The following is a 19,187-nucleotide window of genomic DNA, read 5'->3' on the forward strand; positions in this document are numbered from 1 at the left end:
AAACCTTATTCGTATGTACAATTTTAAACATGTCTTTTGGCGTGGTGGAATGCTATGCTTATTTACTTTATTAGTTTGTATCAATATACAAGCCCAAACTCTAAGAATAACCAATACAGCTCAAAATGGTATTCAGCGAACAGATTCTTTATGGTTTACTCATGATGAATATGTAAACTATGTCTTTGGAAATTTAGCTTTCAGTCAAGTATCTACTAACTACTTACTCGAAAGGTCCCTAAGCTCCTTTGAACCTGAGTACTTCGACGGCAAGAACAATGATGATAAAATAATTAAATCAGTCGGCCACTTTTACAGCCTCTATAACACAATTTATTACTCTGCACTCGATACTGCCGCATCTTACGCCATCGTGCATCCTACAGAGCTAAGTGTAAGTGCTAAAACTTGGGAAGATCAGGGTTATATTCCCTTGATTTTGCTGAATAGGAGTTATAATACCATCAAACAAAATGCGCTGTTTGATGGCCTTTTTACAACTAATAGTGATAGCACAATTTTATATGATAATCCTAACAGAACGACATCCCCCTATAGCCAAAAACGTGTCTTTATAACTACTGCCTACAGTAAAAACCGTCCCTATAGATCTTTAGGAGAGGTTAAGTTCTTTATTGCGCCCGATAACCTACACTTTACAGACACTCTTTCCGGTCAAATCGAGGTTGATTTTGGCGATGGGAATGGATATCAGTACGTTACTATAAATACTTCCAAAACGGTAAACTATAACAGTTCAGGCATTAAGATCATCAAAGTAAAACAAGGAAGCATGGTGAGTACTTCTGAATTTGATTTCGTTAAACGAGATATATTCTTTGAAACCTCATTTTTTCAAGCTTTTGGAACCAACACATTTTCGTCACAGGCAGTGATTACACAATTCTTAGGTTGTGACAGGACACTTGACAAGCCAATACTCATTATAGAAGGCTTTGAAATACAAGACGATATGGATTCCGAGACAATATTAGATGGATTGAATAGAAATGGATTGGTAACTCAACTACAAAATCAGGGCTATGATTTCATGGTCATTAAATTTTCCGACAACACGGCAAGTATCCTGCAAAACGCTTCAGCTTTAAGAAGCGCTATTATTTCAATTAACAATTCAAAATCGGGAAACCATAAGCTCAATGTTATTGGATTAAGCATGGGTGGCTTAATAGCAAAGTACTGTCTGAAAGATATGGAAGATAACAGTCTCATTCATAACGTGGAAAATTATTTTTCTTATGATTCTCCTCACCAGGGTGCTTATGTGCCGGTGGGCTTGCAGCACCTGATAAGCGATGCAAGCTATGCCGTTAAAGATATCAGGGAAAACGAGCTTGTAAAAAGGATTTTGACAAAGTTAAATTCAACTGCTGCCAAGCAGTTATTGCAACTCACATCAACCAACTCCGGCAGAAGCAGCTTTGCTTCTGCATATCATAATAAAGGATACCCTGCTCAGTGTAATAAATATGCAATTGCAAATGGGCGTGGTGATGGAATAGGATTAGGATATCCGGCAGGTGCCCAATTAATACACTTTTATGCAGAGGTTAATAATGTCGTCAGAAGAGCATTAAAACACACACAAAAACTATGGGCTGTAAACACTTCCAGATCAGACGTCTCCTATTTAAGTAACAAAGGGATCGCAGCGACCTTTGGCCTGAAAGGTTTAAAAAATTATTCTTCCTCAATTAGTTATGCCGCTGAAGTACTACATGAAACGCTGCCTGGGAGTACGGAGCGTATGCATTCCATTTATGGAGAAAATCTACGGGACGGTTTCAGAAGCCAAGATGATGATCCCGACTTGGAATTATTTGAGAGAAGGATAACGACATTTGTACCCACGGTATCGGCATTAGATTTAAACAATCAAAGTTATACTCAAAATGGATTTTATATATCTAGAAACCCCTATTACGATGTCTCTTCAAATCATACGTCGGTTTTAGCCAATAATATTACACCATTTGATGACATTCTCTATCCGGTGAGTGCGAGCCAGGAGCACTTAGATATGACTGCCATAATTAGCAATTGGATTTTCACAAAAATTATAGGTGCTGTACCTCCGGCATCATGTTCAAGCCTTTGTAGTTCGATACCGTCTTTTAATCAGAATTTCAATAACTGCTCTAATGGTGAAAGAGGTATAACCATGTCAAATGCACCGACTGGGGTAACAATTAATTGGAGTTTTCCAGCTCCTGTTCAAATTGTAAGTGGTCAGGGCACTAACAATATTAAAGTGAGTTCAGGTAGTTCCGGAACTTTTAATGGAACAGTAACACTTACCTGGCCTGGTTGCACATCCAGCAGTTATGCTGTACCTGTAACTATCAGTGTATTGGACGGAACATTTTGGGCCCAGGATTTGGAAGTCGGACAAGAGCGAAGTATTTATTTTATTCAACCTACTCCGCATCCAAATTGGACTTATAGCTGGGTTGTAGACGGCCCGATTGATGTATATTCCCGTACAGATCAATCAAGTATTGATTTTTATACGCTAGACAAGGGAAATCTCTATGTATGGCTCACGATAACCGATCCTTGCGGCAATACTAATACTCTAAGCGATGTCTTTTATATTTATGGATATCAATTCGCGATGTATCCTAATCCTGCTAGCGAAGAAATCATCGTATCAAAAGGGAATAACAACACAAAAGATAAAACTGTAAAGTATACCTCTCGTAAGATTGATATCATGTTATTGGACGACAAGGGGAAGGTGTTAAAACACAAAGAAATGTATGACGAAAGCCAGGTCTCTCTAGATGTTAGAAACATTGCGAATGGAATCTATTTTGTGCATATAAAGGACGGCAAAAAAACAGTCAAGAAACAAATTATCCTACAACATTGATGTACAAGGCGCACAGACAATATGCTAAGTTTAACTATTAATTAACATCAAACCACATCTATCTTCTCGACCATTATAAAGTGTTTTTATAACCTTTCTCTCCCGTTGCTGATTATAGCAACGGGATTTTTTAATATTTAGATCCTTATTCAGACCGAATATAGTATCGTTTCCAAAGAAGATACCATCAAGATAACTCAACTTGGTAAGTTTCCTTTACTGTTGTTAGCCGACAAAGAAAGCATACAATCTCGTGATAAGCTGATATCTGAACGAGATAACACACATTAAGGTACCCGTAATGCTCAGGCAGTACGAGACGCTAAACTCAAAAATCATTTGCTTTAACGTAGACCCCAAATTCTCCAATAGTCTGGATGGCTTTCTGGTAACTCCTGTTCATAGTATATCCGAAATCTTTTAAAACGTTTAAGCAAAGACCGGCTCTAGTACCCCTATCACCGCATTTCTTTCTTCAATGTTAACAGAATTTCGTTGCTTAACGTAATGATAATATTGATTTAACCCCATCGCGACCTAATTTAGGTTTTTAACCCAATCACAATGAAAAAAATAACGCTAAAGGCCCTATTAAAATCAGCCCGGACCTCGGTCAGAAAGTCGCTCCAATCAGAGCTGGCTTCTGTACTGGAAACAAGAGTGGCCGATCAGGAGCAGAGCTCAAAAAAACTGAGAAAAGAAATAGAAAAAGGCGCAAAAAAGCTCGCCAAAAAAGTAAGCAATAAGCTTGAATATAACCGGCAAACGCTACTGGCTATGAATACAGAGATTGAAGTAACAGCTATTAACGGACCTGCCAAGGAAGATTCGAACGGCTCTAAACAGCCCGCCAGTCAAAAAGTAAAAACTGGCATTGCAGTATCAAGGGGCTCGAAGGTCGGTAAAACAGATAATGCCAAAGTCAACCATCTAGAAAGCACCAGCAATAAGGGTACTATCCCTGGCCCTCCGCCATTGCAGAAAAGACCCGTAAAAGCCAAGATTTCTACAACAACACCCGTTGTGAGGAGTCCGAAAGCCAAAACTGAAGAAACTGCAACTTCGGTCGTGCCAGTTCCTGAACAATAATTGCAAAACCAGATCTCACCGGCAAACACGGTGGGGCTGGTTTGCTATGTTTCAATAAGCCTGGTTTTAAGCCCTTCAACCACTCCTTCCAGGGATATTCCTGCAATGTATACCTCCACCTTCATTATACCGATTCTATACACTTTAACAGATCTTAATTCGGCATTCAGCACATTCATCAGGTTCTGAAACCTTTCAGCCGACTCCTCTTCCTCGTCTGACGAATCGGAATAAACCTTCATCATATTCCTGAACAGATACTCCAGACTGATAATTTCAACGGGACCATTAAGCCTGTTGGAGTAGATGAAAATATTGTTCTCATTATGATCATCCTCTGCTAAGGAAAAATACTCAAAAGGATAATCTGTCTCACTCATCATCATTACGCCAAGGCAGGCTTTTTCAAGTTTTGTTTTTGTACTTTCCATACGTCGGGTTATAAATTTAAAAAAACACCGTAAATCCCTGCGGGAGGGATATGGGCTTACCAAAGGAATTATAACCAAATCTCAAAAAGAAATATGGCGATACTGTTAATTGGATATTATCTGTCGATTAATAAACAATACACTGACGGTTGAGAGGAATTTTCCTGCATTCTGAAATTGCCGGGATCACTAATCGCTTGTCCAGGCGCTTGCAAGCATAACTTAACACACTGTTAAAATAAACCACATATTAAATGCCTCACTTTATCTTATGGAAAATGAGTTTTGGTTAGATGTTGAGCTTCTCAGCTTAGGAGGATGCGTTTCTCTGATGATTATCCCAAGAAGGAAACATTTTGAACTCTTATTAGACGATCAGGAACTTGGAAGAGTATATAAAGATAAGGATGAGAATTGGCAGGATATGGATGCCACACTTCCGGCATACTCAATTGAAACTATCGGAATCGCGATTGATGAATTTCTGGGAACACTCAGGTCTTTTAAAATCGCAGGTTAAGCGATAAGTTTAATCGGCTGAAGACACCATATCACCCACAATCTTAGCCGACAACAAAGCCAGTGGAATTCCGCCGCCCGGGTGGACACTACCACCTGCAAAGTACAGACCTTTTATCCCCCGTAAAAAGTTCGGATGTCGAAGAAACGCAGCAAAGCGACTATTCGAGCTGGTGCCATATAATGCCCCCTGGTACGAGGATGTTCTGGATTCTATGGTTCTTGGATCGAGTATCGACTCGGTCTGTATAAGAGGCCCAAGCTCTGTATTCAGGGCGAGGCTTAGCTTTCGCAGGATGTTCTGCTTTGCTGTAGCAATTAATTCATCCCAGTTTTGTCCCTGATTAGATGGAACGTTAATCATCACGAACCAGTTCTCACAACCGGGGGGTGCATCATCCTGTTTATATTTTGAGCTGATGTTGAGGTATACCGTCGGGTCTGAGTAAATCGTTTTATGACCCCATATTGTCTCAAATTCGGCTTTATAATTTGCCGAGAAGAAAATATTGTGAAGATCGAGTTTCGGAAACTCTGAATTTATACCCCAATAGAAAATCAAAGCGGAGCTGCTTCTCTCCTGATTAAGTGTTCGAGTTGGTGCTTTAATCTTAGGCAGAAGCTTTTTATAAGTAAACCAGACATCCATGTTCGAAACAACTATAGATGCGGAATGAAAATCGTTATGGACACGCACACCTTCTACAGCTCTGCTTTTGACCACTATCTCATTTACGGGCGAGTTATATAAGAATTTAACGCCACAATCTTCGGCTAACTTAATCAGACTGCTTGTGATGCTGTTCATCCCATCTAATGGGAAGTAGGCCCCGTAATGATATTCAAGATGCGGAATGACATTTAGTGTAGCGGGAGCTTTGTAAGGATTAGAACCGTTATACGTTGCGTAGCGATTGAAGAGCTGGATGGTTTTCTCATCTTTGAATAGTGATTCGTTTGCCTGATTCATACTTCGCATAGAATCAATTTCTGCAATTCTGAGTACCGATTTCAATGTGTGTACGCTGAGATAGGTCTTTAGCCGGTGCAAAGATTTTTCCAGAAAAACGTGATTGGTAACACAGTAGATCCGTCGGCTTTTGGCCAGAAATTTCGAAACCGACTCTGCCGAGTCGGTTGTCTTTGCGGCTATTTCAGCAGCGAACTTCTCTGGTTGCGACCATGCTTTAATTCGAGTACCATCAGGGTAGAAATAATTGCATAATACGTCCAGTCGCTTATATTCAAACCCATAGCTTCCGGGATTCTTTCCGGTCAGCTGAAACAATTCATCCACATATTGTGGCATAGTAAACAAGCTTGGACCGGCATCAAAACGATAACCATCTTCTAAAATCTCGGAGAGCTTCCCACCCGGGTAAGCATTTACCTCGTAAACAGTAACCCGATATCCTTTTACCGCCAGACGTATTGCGCTTGCTATTCCGGCGATTCCGGCACCAATAACGATGGCATCTTTCATTGAAATTTCAACAACAAAGACGGCTATTTTGACCGGTTAACATAATAAGAGATGAGAATAGCTACGATAAACGTGATTCCCACCACCAATGCGCCCAGCTTACCGTTCTTTTTATCTTTTAAAACAATAGAGTAAATAACAATGATAAGTGGAACTACAATTAGAAGTCCGAATATTAATGATGTGGTTTTCATTTTTAATTAATTAAAAGCTCATTCTGGCCAAAGGTGCAATATCCTGTCCTGCAAAGTCCTTCGCGAGATATTTGTAGTAACCTGCTATCGCTATCATAGCGGCGTTATCCGTACAGTATTCGAAATCAGGAATAAACACGTTCCAGCCGTACTGCTCTGCAGCTTGGTGCAACGTATTGCGCAGGCCCGAATTAGCAGAAACACCGCCGGCAATGGCGATATCTTTAATATTATATTGCTTAGAAGCCCGTTTAACTTTAGCCAGCAAGATAGTAACTATACGATGCTGAACAGAAGCGCAAATATCAGCCAGATTACTCTCCACAAAGTTTTCGTCGAGTTTCTTATTATCTCTGATAAAATATAATATAGCCGTTTTTAATCCGCTGAAACTAAAATCAAGGCCTGGGATCTGCGGTTCGGGAAACGAATAGGCAAGAGGATTACCTTCCCTGGCATATTTATCGATCAATGGTCCGCCCGGATAGGGAAGATTCAGAATTTTAGCAGTTTTATCAAAAGCCTCGCCTGCAGCATCGTCTGTTGTTTGCCCTACAATCTCCATGTCAAAGTAATCTTTCACCAGCACAATCTGCGTATGGCCGCCAGACACCGTGAGGCATAAAAAGGGAAAAGTTGGTTTAGGTTGCTTAATAAAATGCGCAAGGATATGCGCCTGCATATGATTTACCTCGACCAGGGGGATGCCATTGGCAAGCGCAAAGGCCTTCGAGAACGAAGTCCCAACCAATAACGAACCCAGTAAACCCGGCCCCCGGGTAAAAGCTACTGCGCTAACGTCTTTTTTACTTATTTTTGCTGCTGCAAATGCTTCTTGTACAACAGGAATGATATTTTGCTGATGTGCCCTCGATGCTAGTTCGGGAACCACACCACCATATTTTTGATGAACTGTTTGATTTGCTATAATATTTGACAGTATTTCTCCGTCTTTACATATAGATGCAGAAGTTTCATCACAAGAGGATTCGATACCAAGGATTATTGCCAAAACTGGATGTTAAATAATTTGTTTGTTTTTTAAACCGTAAAAATATCAAAAAAGTACTCAAAATAACGCTCTGGACACTGACAGTAATTATTTTATTGACGGCGGCTTTGATATTTTCCCTCCAGTTTAAACCGGTTCAAACTGTTATCGCGAAAAGAGCGGCCAAATACCTCTCTAAGGAGCTTAATACTACCGTTTCAATCGAAAGCTTATATATCAAACCCTTCAAATCTATAGTACTCGAAGGATTGTATGTTCAGGATCTCGACAAAGATACGCTGTTGCATTCGCCAAAGTTTACAGTAGACCTTAATTACTTTTCGTTGAAAGAACGCGTCGTTTCTGTGAATACCGTTCAAATGGATGATGGAAAATTCTTCCTAAAAACATATAAGACTGGCGAAACAAACCTTCAGTTTATCATAAATTATTTTGATACCGGCACACCAAGGCCGAGTACAACACCAAAACGGAGATATGATGTAAGCATCGATAAAGTTGTTCTGAATAACATTGACTTTAAATACAAGAACTATAACAGAAACAGTGTTTTGAAGCGGATAAACTTCGACGATCTTCACTTAAGGAATGTTAATACAACGGTGTTAAACGTCAACTCAAAAACGCATTTGTTTCAGGCTGACGTCCAAAACCTCAACTTTCGGGAAAAAAGCGGCTTTTATCTGAAAAACTTAAGCGCGAAGGCTGCCATCGATACTAATCAGATGGAGTTTAAGGGTCTGGTTTTGCAAACCCCAAGTAGTCAGGTGGCCGACTACCTTCTTCTCAAATACAAAAACTTCAAAGATCTGAACAAGTTTGTAAGCAAAGTCTACTTAAATGCCCGGTTAAAAAACACTCATATCCACTCCAGAGACCTTGCCTTTTTTGCAGATAACCTTCCCCAAAATCTGGAAGTAAAATTAAAAGGTAATGTGAGCGGTTATGTTACCGATATCAAAGCACGCAATTTCACAGCTTCTGCCGGACAGGCTACTTATGTTAAAGGAAACTTTGACATAAAAGGTCTGGGCACAAACAAAGGCATTTCTCTCTTCTCAAAAGTCGACCGCCTGTACAGCAATGCAAAAGACGCTGATCGATTAGCCAAACTTTTTACCGGTAAAAGCAACCTGATACCTGCTGTAGTGGCAAAATTTGGAAACGTATCCTTCGGCGGGGAAATTATAACATTGATAAAGCAATACAGAGCTGATGGAAAACTAAAAACATCGCTGGAAAAGGTTGACGTTAACGGGCAATTCAAAACTGCTTTAGGACGGGTTAATACCGATGCTACACTCGTAATGAACGGAGGACCAAGATATTCGGGAAGAATTAAGGCCTACGATTTTAATCTTGGAAAGCTTTTGGACCGAAAAGATTTGGGTTATACTACCCTGTCTGCAAATGTGGTAGGCAAAGGATTTTCTTTGGGAAATATAGAGGAGAATATTATTGCGAATGTTACTTACATCGATTATAATGGTTACCGGTATACTAACGTTGACGTAAAAGGCCGCTATAACAAAAATCTGTTCAACGGTAACATTGATATAAACGACAGAAATTTAAAGTTAAATTTTCTGGGCGGCATCAACTTTGCATCCAAACTCCCCACTTTTAACTTCGATGCCAGGCTAAGAAATACCAACCTTCATAAACTGGGTTTCACTAAAGATACAGTTCAGATAGATGCCGATTTTCATACAGACTTTACCGGCAATAATCTTAATAATATCCAGGGAAACCTTCAATTAAAAAAAATTCGGGTTACTACACCTCAGCATTCGATGGTGGTAGACTCGGTATATGTTTTGGCAAAAGGGGTTGGCAATTCGCGCTCTCTCACCATAAATTCAGACATTCTGGATGCTGGAATAAAGGGCCAGTACGATCTGAATAAACTGCCCAATTATTTCACCTCTGTAATAAAGCAATATATTCCCTCTCTAAAATCGAAAGGCGGGCCCAGGGGAGTACAAAACTTCGATTTTACACTGAGTCTTAAATACTTCGAGCCTATCAGTGTAATGTTTATCCCGGCACTTAAAATACCAGAAGGCGCTGATTTTCAAGGCCGTTTCGTTTCCGCAGAGAATATTGCTACCCTTACGGGGACAAGTTCTCTGATTGAGTATAATAATATAAAAGTCAACAACCTGATCATTGATGAGTCGACGACTGCAAGTGCCCTGAACGTTTTTGTCACTTCCGACAGAGTTGACATAAACGATAATTTATATATTAAAAATGTCAACGTCTTAAATGTATTCCGCAACGACAGCTTGTCGCTAAACGTTAAACTGTCGGATAAAGATGCCGTAAATCAGCTCGATTTAAACGGACTGGTTGAATTTGATACCGAAACTTTTGCAAGACTGAGCCTTCTTCCATCCGATGTGATCATCAATAAAGAGGTCTGGAGAATTTTGGAGCAGGTTCAAATTGACTATAACAAAGGCAAACTTGCGATTAAGAATTTCGCCTTAGTTCGCGACAACCAATATTTGACGCTGGACGGTATCATTTCAAACGACCCGGCCGATAAGCTAAATGCCGGCTTTAAACAATTCAGGCTCGAAACTTTTAATCCTCTGATGCCGGTCAAAAAAAGCAGTCAGGAGAAGAGAGTTACATTGGGAGGTGAGTTGAACGGCAGCATCATTTTATCATCTGTAACTAAAACACCAAAATTAGAATCCGACCTGGTGATCGACTCACTGGTAATGAACGACACTTATATCGGGGAGATGACAATGGTGGCGAACCTCGACAACCGTACCAGGCTGGTTGATATGGTAGTTAACATCCAGAAGGATGGTAAAGAAACCATGAACATTGCGGGTAATTATGATGCCAATACGGATAAAAACACCCTGAATCTTGATGTGGTAATGGACGACAGTGAACTGGTTGTCTTTCAGCCATTTATCAAACACCTGGTTTCTAACTTGTCTGGCAAAATTTCATCGAATTTAAAGATCACCGGCAACGTTTTCGACCCGCAGATAAATGGAACAGCCAGATTAAAAGACGCGGATCTGGTGATCAACTACCTTAAAACCAGATACAGAATAAATGATGATTTGAGAATCAGCAACAGCATTATTGATCTCGGCAGGCTGGAACTTATGGATATTCGAAATAACACCGCGCAGGCAGTAGGTACCATAAACCTGAAGAATCCGCTTATTCCGGTTGTCGACATTGAAATAGAGGCCGAAAGACCATTTATGGTACTGAATACAACCTCGAAGGATAATGCGCTGTACTACGGAACGGCCTATGGTACCGGCACGTTTACGTTTAAAGGCCCTACCAACAATATGGAAATTGTTATCGACGCTAAAACCGAAGAAGGTACAGTTTTCAATATTCCGCTAAATGCAGCGGAAAGAGTGTCAAGCAATGACATGATTACGTTTGTGGCGAAAGATTCTACTTTAGCACCAGCGAAAGCTCCTACTTTTAGCGGGTTAACCATGACTCTGGTCCTGGAGGTAGATGAAGCTTCGGTTGTGAATATCATTACCGACTTAGGTAAGCTAAGCGGCCGTGGTAATTCGCAGGAGTTAAGGCTTGAGATTTCGAGTTTAGGAGATTTCCGGATGTTTGGAACCTACCTGATTAAGAGCGGAAAATTTCAATACACAGCCCAGGAATACATCAGCAAAATTTTCCAGATAAGCCAGGGAGGCTCCATCCGCTGGACCGGGGATCCGGTGGAGGCGGACATTACCCTCAATGCAGTTTACTCAAACCGAGCTAATGTTGGAAAGTTATACGAAGCAGCCGGATACAGCGGAACAGAACATAATCAAAGCATTGTGTCAGAAGCTGTGATGACTTTGAGCGGAAACCTGTTGCGCCCTGATATAAAATTTGACATTAACTTTCCTCAGGATCCATATGTCAAAGACGAATTAAACAGTTATTTAAGCGAGGCCAGCAACAGAACTCAGCAGGCATTAAGCTTTATTGCCCGCGGTTCATTCGCTTCTAACACAGGAATGAAGCTGGATGCTGTTAACGAGACATTCGTAAACGTTTTCACGGAGGTAACGTTTAACCGGATAAATGACATATTGGCTCAAGCGCTTAACCTGCCCTCGGTTGATTTGAATGTGCGTTCACTGAACGATGCCCGAGCAACCGTCAGCCTTTTTAATGACCGTGTATTGTTAACAGGCGGAATTACGGATACCCGCGATAATGTGGGCGGCTTCGATGTGATAGGAAACTCTTTTTCGCGGGACGCCGAGGCTCAATTCTTCATAAAAAAAGATGCAAATAGCAGTCTTATTGCCAGGGCATCTAACCGACTGAACAACAGAATGATGTTGAACAGAAACCAGGAGTATGTAAGCTCTCTGGGATTAGTATATACAAAAGATTTCGACACCCTGGGGGAATTCTTAAGAGCCCTGATCGGCAAAGGCACTAAAGAAGAGAAAGAAGAAGAGGATAAACCTCAGGGACCTCCACCTCCGGTCAATACAAATCCTGCTATCGTAATTGTTCCGGCCCCGTCAGAGCAAAATGCTCAAAAAAAGGCAGCGAATAAGTAAAAAACAGCCTAGAGCTGTTCTTCTTCTCCCCTGCCTTTCATAATAGTATGCCCCATCCTGTCGCGTTTAGCTTTAAGGTATAGTTCATTATGCACATTCGATTTAATCTCGATGGGCACATTCTCTATTATCTCGATACCATATCCGGTTAAACCAGCGCGCTTAGTGGGATTATTAGACATCAGGCGCATCTTCTTCACACCAAGACTGCGTAGAATCTGGGCTCCTAATCCATAATCGCGCTGATCCATTTTAAAGCCAAGTTTAAGATTTGCGTCTACCGTATCGAAACCATTTTCCTGGAGGTTGTATGCATGAAGCTTATTAATTAACCCAATGCCTCTGCCCTCCTGGTTCATGTAGATAATTACACCTTTTCCCTCCTTGTCGATCATTTCCATGGCCTTATGTAACTGAGGGCCACAATCGCACCTGCAGGATCCAAAAATATCCCCTGTAATGCAGGAACTGTGTACACGGACAAGGACCGGTTCGTTCTCCTCCCAGGTACCTTTTACCAAAGCTATATGATGGTCACCGGAATCGATCTGTGTATAGGCTGCCATTTCAAAGTCCCCCCATTCTGTAGGCAATTTTACCGACACTTCTTTTTTGATCAGCGTTTCCTTACATAGGCGATAGGCGATCAGATCCTTGATCGAAACAATCTTCATATCGAACTGCTTCGCCATCACCATTAATTCGGGCAGACGGGCCATCTCGCCCTCTTCGTTCATAATTTCAACAATAAGGCCTGCAGGTTCAAATCCGGCCATAGCAGCTAGGTCAATCGCCGCTTCTGTGTGTCCGGCGCGCCGTAACACTCCGCCGTCTTTTGCCCTCAAAGGGAAAATGTGTCCGGGCCTTCCTAATTCGTCGGGTGTGGTTTGGTCATTAATTAATGCCTGAATCGTTTTGGAACGATCGGATGCAGAGATCCCTGTGGTGCAGCCATACCCAATTAAGTCTACAGAAACAGTAAAATTAGTTTCATGCGAGGTTGTGTTTTTCCCAACCATGGGCTCGAGATTCAATTCATCGCAGCGCTTATTGGTAAGCGGAACACAGATCAAACCACGTCCGTATTTAGCCATAAAGTTCACCACTTCCGGACTGGCATTACGGGCAGCTGTTAAGAAGTCGCCTTCATTTTCTCTGTCTTCATCATCAACAACAATAATAATCTTTCCGGCTTTTATATCTTCAATAGCCTCTTCAATTGTATTGAGCTTAATATCCATTGTACTTCAAAATTACGGTTCTGAAACTAATTCTAAACGGCGGGAATATAATCTGGGAGTAAAAGATATTACGCCTTTTTCCTTTTGAACAGTTTAAGAAATTTCTGTTTGTATAATTCGGAATCAAAAATGGCCGAATCTACGGCAGCTTTGTAGGTAAGAAAGATACCGAGTGGGGCCAAAACAATAATGGAAATCCACATTCCTAAAATTGGATCCATTGTACCAGCTTTCGCCGATTTTTCACCAATCTGTGATATTATATGATAAATCAGGAAGAAAATCACCGAGGTTACCACTGGCAGCCCTAATCCGCCTTTACGTATAATTGCTCCAAGAGGTGCTCCGATTGAAAACAGAATCAAACAGGATACCGCCAGCGTAAATTTCTTTTGATACTCTACAATAAACCTGAGAATGCTTTTCTTGTAGTCAGTTTTTTCTGTAGCCTTTGCATTCAGGGTCTCTTTTATCGTTTGAATTTCTGTTTGAGCGAAGGATAGGGCGGCCGAGCGATCGATTTCAGGGATACGTTCCAACAAATTATTTTTATACCCTGGCGCATCTTTTACAGCTTTCTTATCCACCAGTAGTTGAGAAGAATAAATACGATACAGTGGCAGCAGCAGTTGGGGATAAGTCTTTACGGTGCTGTCGGCCACCTTTGTGGTCGAATCCTGATAGTACTTTAACTGCTTCAGATTCATCATCGCGTAACTGCTTTTAAACAAGTTTTCGTCGGTGCGTTTAGGCTTAAATGCAGAAAGATCAAATTTCTGAGTGGTTTCTTTAAAGCGATAGCGAGTGAAGCGCTGGCGCGGGTTGTAACTGCCCTCGCCCGAATCCTCCTGATATCTTACTCCATCACGCAAATTCAGAATCAGATAGCTCTCATCCGGCGTCTTATCCATGGTACCGGTCTTAGCACGTAATACTACATTTCCTCCAGAACTATGATCGTAAATAATAATATTATGAAGAGTGCGTTCGTCGGGGTCTTTCTTCTCTACGCGGATAGAATAGCCGGATATGCTGTTGTTAAAAACTCCTTCATTTATCAAAAAGGCGCTTTTCTGGTTTCTTACATCCCATAGTAAAGACCCAAATTTGAGGTTAGCTACCGGGAGCATATAGTCGGCAAAGAGAAAGGCGCAAATACTTAACACCGAAACCGCAACCACCAGTGGAGCCATCGCCTTCTGCAATGAAATACCCGCAGATTTTATCGCCACCAGCTCGTAATTCTCCCCAAGGCTCCCGAAAGTCATGATAGAAGACAGCAGCATGGCCAAGGGCAGCGCCATTGCCACGTTGGTAGCGGATGCATACCACATTAATTGCAAAATAACATACCACGGAAAACCTTTACCAATGAGATCGTCGATGTATTTGAATAAAAATAGCATCAGCAACACGAACATCACAATGAAAAAGGTAACAATGAATGGCCTGGTGAAGGCCTTCAAAACCAGCAGGTGTATTTTTTTCACAATACAAAAATAGGGATTTTTAAACCCTATGCGCCTAAAACACTAATCAAATATTCAATTTGGTTGTCCCATATAAGTCTTCTTTCTTCCACAAGTTCGGGTGGAGCAAAATCGGTGATAGACAATGCAACGTCGTTGGTCAGTTCGTCCTGAAGAATCTCCATCTCGAAATAACAAGCAGGATCATCGTCAATCCATCTGAATTTCACCATCTTATTCTCCTTAATGGACAGAAGCTTTGCTTTATGATCTTCGCCATCCCATACGAATGTATAGATCTGGTCTTTATAATGAACATCATCAGCAAACCATTGAGCGAGGCCGTTAGGTTCGTTCAAAAAACTGAACAATATTTTAGGGGATGATTTAATTTCGTATTCCAGACTGAACTTCTTTTTCTCTGACATTCTTGATTCCTTTTTCTAAAACCGCTTCGGGGGAGTTTTTTCGATTTCTTTTTAAAGGAAAGTAAATTAAACTATATTTGCAAACCAATTTTCAGGGTAATCAAAAATCTCTGAACAATTCGAGGAAAATTGCGGCGGGGTAGACGGCAGTTCGAGACTGCTTAATAAAAACTCGAAAATATGGCGGGGTAGCTCAGATGGTTAGAGCGTAGGATTCATAACCCTAAGGTCGGCAGTTCGATCCTGCTCCCCGCTACTTTAAAGCCACCTTCGGGTGGCTTTTTTGCTACTATCTGACCTAATCGTGTTTACGTCTACGTCCTATATTCGTCAACCTATAACAAAATCTATATCGGTTTACACTTCTGATATCAAAAATCGATTATTGTCGCACAACCTCCTGGGCACAAAAGGTTATACGATCAAATATCGCCATGGCAACTACTCTGAGGAGCATGAAACCAAGCCACAAGCGATGGCTCGCGAAAAACAGTTGAAATCTGCAAAAGGGAGAGAATTCATCTGGAATCTCATTTCAAGCGGCTCAAATGGTTAGAGCGTAGGATTCATATCCGCCAGCGGGCGGACGGCAGTTCGATATATTTACCGTTACAAGGCTAAATCTCCAACGATAAAACCAATCTATTGATAAAACCCTAATTTGAGCTAAAAACGTTTAAAAAAGCTGAAGTCCAACTGAAGGCGAATCCGAAAGACCACAGACCTATACTTATAAGTCTTGCTCACATTTTTAGTTGTCTATGAAAATCAGTATTTATGTAAGACTAAGCAAGGCCGGCCCACTAATGATTAACAAGCCAACCATAGAGTTGATATTTAGCCAAATCCGCACTTATCCTAACCTCTTTTTGGGATTGTCAATACTACTAACAGTAATTCTTGCCTTTCCAGGCTGTGTCGAAAAGGAAGAAAAGAAGAATACCCCATCATGGAAAGAAACATGGAATATCTCTTTCACTGAGGTTCGAAGGACTTTTGAATCAGGCGTAGTTTTTAACGACTTTGGCCACCAGCTCAAGCCAGAATGGAGATTTAAAATATTGTCTGACACAACTGTTAGTATCTACAGCCCAAAAATGAACCGGTTTGTAACTGCTCATATTCAATTTGATCACGATTCGATTTATAATTTTGCCTGGGCGTGGCTACGCGTAAGAAAACTTTCAAAGGATAGCATTCTCTTTCAAGTGATGAAAGTGAAAGACCAAAGGGTTGTAAGGAAACAGTCGAATATATACATGACGTTGTATTCAGATGACTATATCAAATATAAGTTAAAAAAGAACCTTGCAGACCTGGTGAAGCCAACCAGCCGGGACACAATTTTTATAAAGGATAGAATTCGTGTGGCCAATACAGATACTTCGAAAGCATTTCCTGCTCACGAACAAGCGATATTGAAATCCAAGAGTAGCTTGTTGACCATTAACAAAACCTCCGATTCTGATAACCTTATTCCGGAATATGATATCACGATAAAAAAATCTTATAAATCGTTCAGTTACTCTTTTTCCGCAGTTATTAACGAGGAAGGCAAAATACTATTTCATCGTTCCCGTGTCTTAATAATGCCTGAGTTTGAGAACCGCATCAAAAGCACTATACGAGGGATAATAAACGGCTATCTATCTGCCTATATAGACACACAACCGGGGAAAACCTTTGGCATGCCACATTCGACAATCGTATTTATAAATGTGAGAGGTGTGGAATAAAATCAGTTCGATACTAAACAGCAGTTCGATCCGCTCCCCTTCCACGGTTTTTTTTTAGTTAGTGCTCCTTTTAATTAAAAATTATTAATTTTAATAAGTCAACGTTCCAGGCAGCTCTCGCCAGACTATTAAACCTTTTCAAATCACTATATATTAGGCATTTGAAAAACAACCAATTATTAGAATTAGATTCTTGAAGAAGTTTTACGCTCAGTGGAATTTTCGTTTCCGATTATTTTTTTGATTTATAGGGGCATAGTTTAGCCGCCCCAAGGGGTACATTGGATGCTAATAGGATACACGTTTTTCGACAAGTAAACGATTGCAGCTCTCGCTTAAGAAAATAAAATTTTTGTCACACCAATTATTAACCACAATGGAACACAATTACAATCAAAAATTCCCGCAACACAGGTATTCGAATCTGAATACAAAATTCATGAGAAAGCTTCTTTGGTTTATGTGCACAAGTTTGCTGTCGCTCGGCCTGCACACAGTTTTTGCAAACAAAGCACAAGCCTATACCAACGAGGTTAGGCAGTCTGGCAGTAGTTATATCTGGCGCATCAACGATGTGGACCAGGGGAGCACGAGCAGCCTTGCGACCGCGATTAATAACTGTATCGGAACCGGCAACCGCGAGATCCATATTTTATCCGGCGGAACTCTCTCAGAACAGATCAACCTTCAGCCCGGCCTCACAATGTACTGCCATAACGTTACTTTTAATAAGAATCACACCGGTTATGGGTTCTTCAGAGACGGTTCGGGCCCGATAAAGATCTACGACATGACCTTCAACAATAATTCAAACATGGGGATCAGGATAAGCCGGGCGAGCGACATTTACATTCAGAATGTCAAAATCTACGGAGGCAGCATCGGCATCCGCGTAGACAGTCATCCGAGCCGTCCGTATGAAGAAGGCCGGTGGGTCTATAACCTACATGTACAAGATTGCAGGTTTGAGAACGGAAGCAGCCACGGACTGGAGACATACGGTGTGGACGGTTTCAAAGCATATGGAATTGTTGCCCGGAACATGGGCGAATGCGGAGTGCTGCTCAATAAAACGGTTAACGGAACACTCGGCACAGTAGATGCCTATCGATGCAGCTACGGCGGCGGGTACGCGGGACTGCGATTGGCAAATAATTGCGGTAACGTAACGACCGAAAAACTGATTGCCCGTGAATGCGGCAGAGGATACTTTGTGCTGACAGGCAGTAACAATAACCATCTGAACAATGCCGAAATTACCGATTGCACCGATATTGGCATTTGGCTTGAGAATGTTACAAACTGCAGCGTAAAAGCCGGATGCACCAATTCAGGAGTCGCCGTTTCCGGATCTGGCAGCTATGCTAATGTAAGTAATAGCTGCGCAACAAGTTCAAGCTATTATCAGATACGAAACCGAGGTACAGGATTGTATCTGGATGGCATGGGAAGAACCACCAATGGTAGCGCTTGCGGCCAATATGCAAATACCACCCATGTAAACTCGCAATGGGAAATGATTGCCGCAGGAACTTATTACCAACTCCGTAACAGAGGTACAGGTTTGTTTCTGGACGGCATGGGTTCGACCTCCAATGGTGCAGATCTGGGCCAGTGGGCAAACACAACACACGTAAACTCGCAATGGAGCGTACAGCTATACAGCGGTAATTATAACAGGATTCAGAACCGCGGTACCGGATTATATATCGATGGTATGGGGCGAACCGCCAACGGAAGTGCCTGTGGCCAGTGGGCAAACACGACTCATGTAAACGCCCAGTGGGAACTAATCCCCGTTTCCGGATCAAGTATAGCATCTTCCAATAGCAGTGAAGAACTAGCGCTAAGACAGATTGACGAGAATAATGAGCTGATGGCATATCCAAATCCGGCATCCAATGTATTAAACATTTCTTTACCCTCTCAATCTAAGAACGGAGCAGCAGTTAAACTTCTTGATGCGGCTGGAAGAACAGTTCATAAAGGGTCTATTTCAGGCTCAAGTCATGCATTGAATATCGAGTCGCTGAGCGAAGGTTTTTACTTCCTCATCGTAGACGATGGCACCAAAACATATAAAGAAAAAATAGTGGTGGAGTAACGCTTCAGCCATTTAGA

At 41.4% G+C, this 19,187-nt stretch carries 14 protein-coding genes and 1 tRNA gene; 8 read left to right on the top strand and 7 right to left on the bottom strand.

The features are described 5' to 3' along the window. Positions 1 to 13 precede the first annotated feature (13 nt). Complete coding sequence (locus J3P43_RS11105; protein ID WP_255902254.1) at positions 14 to 2,893, top strand: T9SS type A sorting domain-containing protein; 2,880 nt, start codon at positions 14 to 16, stop codon at positions 2,891 to 2,893. 564 nt (positions 2,894 to 3,457) lie between these two features. Continuing rightward, positions 3,458 to 3,982, top strand: coding sequence for a hypothetical protein (locus J3P43_RS11110; RefSeq protein ID WP_255902256.1), 525 nt, complete (start codon positions 3,458 to 3,460; stop codon positions 3,980 to 3,982). A 44-nt stretch (positions 3,983 to 4,026) separates the two neighbouring features. Here the strand turns inward: J3P43_RS11110 and J3P43_RS11115 are convergent, their stop codons facing one another. After that, complete coding sequence (locus J3P43_RS11115; RefSeq protein ID WP_255902258.1) at positions 4,027 to 4,413, bottom strand: nuclease A inhibitor family protein; 387 nt, start codon at positions 4,411 to 4,413, stop codon at positions 4,027 to 4,029. A 271-nt stretch (positions 4,414 to 4,684) separates the two neighbouring features. Here J3P43_RS11115 and J3P43_RS11120 point away from each other — a divergent pair, with 271 nt between their 5' ends. Further along, entirely contained in the window at positions 4,685 to 4,933 is a 249-nt protein-coding gene (locus J3P43_RS11120; protein ID WP_255902260.1) for a hypothetical protein, read from the top strand. Positions 4,934 to 4,942: 9 nt separating this feature from the next. On the opposite strand, the gene crtD is transcribed toward J3P43_RS11120, so the two are convergent. The 3 genes from crtD to tsaD are packed head-to-tail and all read right to left on the bottom strand — an operon-like array spanning position 4,943 to position 7,621. Further along, on the bottom strand, positions 4,943 to 6,415 hold the full coding sequence (gene crtD, locus J3P43_RS11125; RefSeq protein ID WP_255902262.1) for a 1-hydroxycarotenoid 3,4-desaturase CrtD: 1,473 nt from the start codon (positions 6,413 to 6,415) through the stop codon (positions 4,943 to 4,945). Between the two features lie 23 nt (positions 6,416 to 6,438). Continuing rightward, positions 6,439 to 6,609, bottom strand: a complete 171-nt coding sequence (locus tag J3P43_RS11130; protein WP_255902265.1) for a hypothetical protein — start codon at positions 6,607 to 6,609, stop codon at positions 6,439 to 6,441. Between the two features lie 10 nt (positions 6,610 to 6,619). Next, entirely contained in the window at positions 6,620 to 7,621 is a 1,002-nt protein-coding gene (gene tsaD / locus J3P43_RS11135) for a tRNA (adenosine(37)-N6)-threonylcarbamoyltransferase complex transferase subunit TsaD (RefSeq protein ID WP_255902267.1), read from the bottom strand. Positions 7,622 to 7,728: 107 nt separating this feature from the next. Here tsaD and J3P43_RS11140 point away from each other — a divergent pair, with 107 nt between their 5' ends. Next, positions 7,729 to 12,192, top strand: coding sequence for a translocation/assembly module TamB domain-containing protein (locus tag J3P43_RS11140; RefSeq protein WP_255902269.1), 4,464 nt, complete (start codon positions 7,729 to 7,731; stop codon positions 12,190 to 12,192). An 8-nt stretch (positions 12,193 to 12,200) separates the two neighbouring features. Here J3P43_RS11140 and J3P43_RS11145 read toward each other — a convergent pair whose 3' ends face one another. The 3 genes from J3P43_RS11145 to J3P43_RS11155 form a co-directional block, all read right to left on the bottom strand. Beyond that, complete coding sequence (locus J3P43_RS11145; protein ID WP_255902271.1) at positions 12,201 to 13,433, bottom strand: bifunctional 3,4-dihydroxy-2-butanone-4-phosphate synthase/GTP cyclohydrolase II; 1,233 nt, start codon at positions 13,431 to 13,433, stop codon at positions 12,201 to 12,203. A 68-nt stretch (positions 13,434 to 13,501) separates the two neighbouring features. Further along, positions 13,502 to 14,923: an LptF/LptG family permease gene (locus J3P43_RS11150; protein ID WP_255902273.1), complete on the bottom strand. Its 1,422-nt coding sequence runs from the start codon at positions 14,921 to 14,923 to the stop codon at positions 13,502 to 13,504. A 26-nt stretch (positions 14,924 to 14,949) separates the two neighbouring features. Next, positions 14,950 to 15,330: an START-like domain-containing protein gene (locus tag J3P43_RS11155; RefSeq protein WP_255902275.1), complete on the bottom strand. Its 381-nt coding sequence runs from the start codon at positions 15,328 to 15,330 to the stop codon at positions 14,950 to 14,952. A 182-nt stretch (positions 15,331 to 15,512) separates the two neighbouring features. Between J3P43_RS11155 and J3P43_RS11160 the strand changes: the two genes are divergently transcribed. The 4 genes from J3P43_RS11160 to J3P43_RS11175 all read left to right on the top strand — a co-directional run bounded on the left by J3P43_RS11160 (position 15,513) and on the right by J3P43_RS11175 (position 19,170). Beyond that, positions 15,513 to 15,586, top strand: a tRNA-Met gene (locus J3P43_RS11160). A 129-nt stretch (positions 15,587 to 15,715) separates the two neighbouring features. After that, a complete protein-coding gene (locus J3P43_RS11165) occupies positions 15,716 to 15,886 on the top strand; it encodes a GIY-YIG nuclease family protein (RefSeq protein WP_255902277.1) in 171 nt (56 codons plus the stop codon). Between the two features lie 205 nt (positions 15,887 to 16,091). Beyond that, positions 16,092 to 17,066, top strand: coding sequence for a hypothetical protein (locus tag J3P43_RS11170; RefSeq protein ID WP_255902279.1), 975 nt, complete (start codon positions 16,092 to 16,094; stop codon positions 17,064 to 17,066). A 439-nt stretch (positions 17,067 to 17,505) separates the two neighbouring features. Beyond that, complete coding sequence (locus tag J3P43_RS11175; RefSeq protein ID WP_255902281.1) at positions 17,506 to 19,170, top strand: RICIN domain-containing protein; 1,665 nt, start codon at positions 17,506 to 17,508, stop codon at positions 19,168 to 19,170. Positions 19,171 to 19,187 lie beyond the last annotated feature (17 nt).

The organism is Paradesertivirga mongoliensis, from assembly GCF_024436395.1.
GTDB classification, from domain to species: Bacteria; Bacteroidota; Bacteroidia; order Sphingobacteriales; family Sphingobacteriaceae; genus Paradesertivirga; species Paradesertivirga mongoliensis.

Bases quoted from the DNA above. Each gene is read 5' to 3' on its own strand.
- J3P43_RS11155 (WP_255902275.1), bottom strand. From the start codon at position 15,330: ATGTCAGAGAAAAAGAAGTTCAGTCTGGAATACGAAATTAAATCATCC.
- crtD (WP_255902262.1), bottom strand. From the start codon at position 6,415: ATGAAAGATGCCATCGTTATTGGTGCCGGAATCGCCGGAATAGCAAGC.
- J3P43_RS11110 (WP_255902256.1), top strand. From the start codon at position 3,458: ATGAAAAAAATAACGCTAAAGGCCCTATTAAAATCAGCCCGGACCTCG.
- J3P43_RS11120 (WP_255902260.1), top strand. From the start codon at position 4,685: ATGGAAAATGAGTTTTGGTTAGATGTTGAGCTTCTCAGCTTAGGAGGA.
- J3P43_RS11105 (WP_255902254.1), top strand. From the start codon at position 14: ATGTACAATTTTAAACATGTCTTTTGGCGTGGTGGAATGCTATGCTTA.
- J3P43_RS11130 (WP_255902265.1), bottom strand. From the start codon at position 6,609: ATGAAAACCACATCATTAATATTCGGACTTCTAATTGTAGTTCCACTT.
- J3P43_RS11175 (WP_255902281.1), top strand. From the start codon at position 17,506: ATGAGAAAGCTTCTTTGGTTTATGTGCACAAGTTTGCTGTCGCTCGGC.
- J3P43_RS11145 (WP_255902271.1), bottom strand. From the start codon at position 13,433: ATGGATATTAAGCTCAATACAATTGAAGAGGCTATTGAAGATATAAAA.
- J3P43_RS11170 (WP_255902279.1), top strand. From the start codon at position 16,092: ATGAAAATCAGTATTTATGTAAGACTAAGCAAGGCCGGCCCACTAATG.
- J3P43_RS11115 (WP_255902258.1), bottom strand. From the start codon at position 4,413: ATGGAAAGTACAAAAACAAAACTTGAAAAAGCCTGCCTTGGCGTAATG.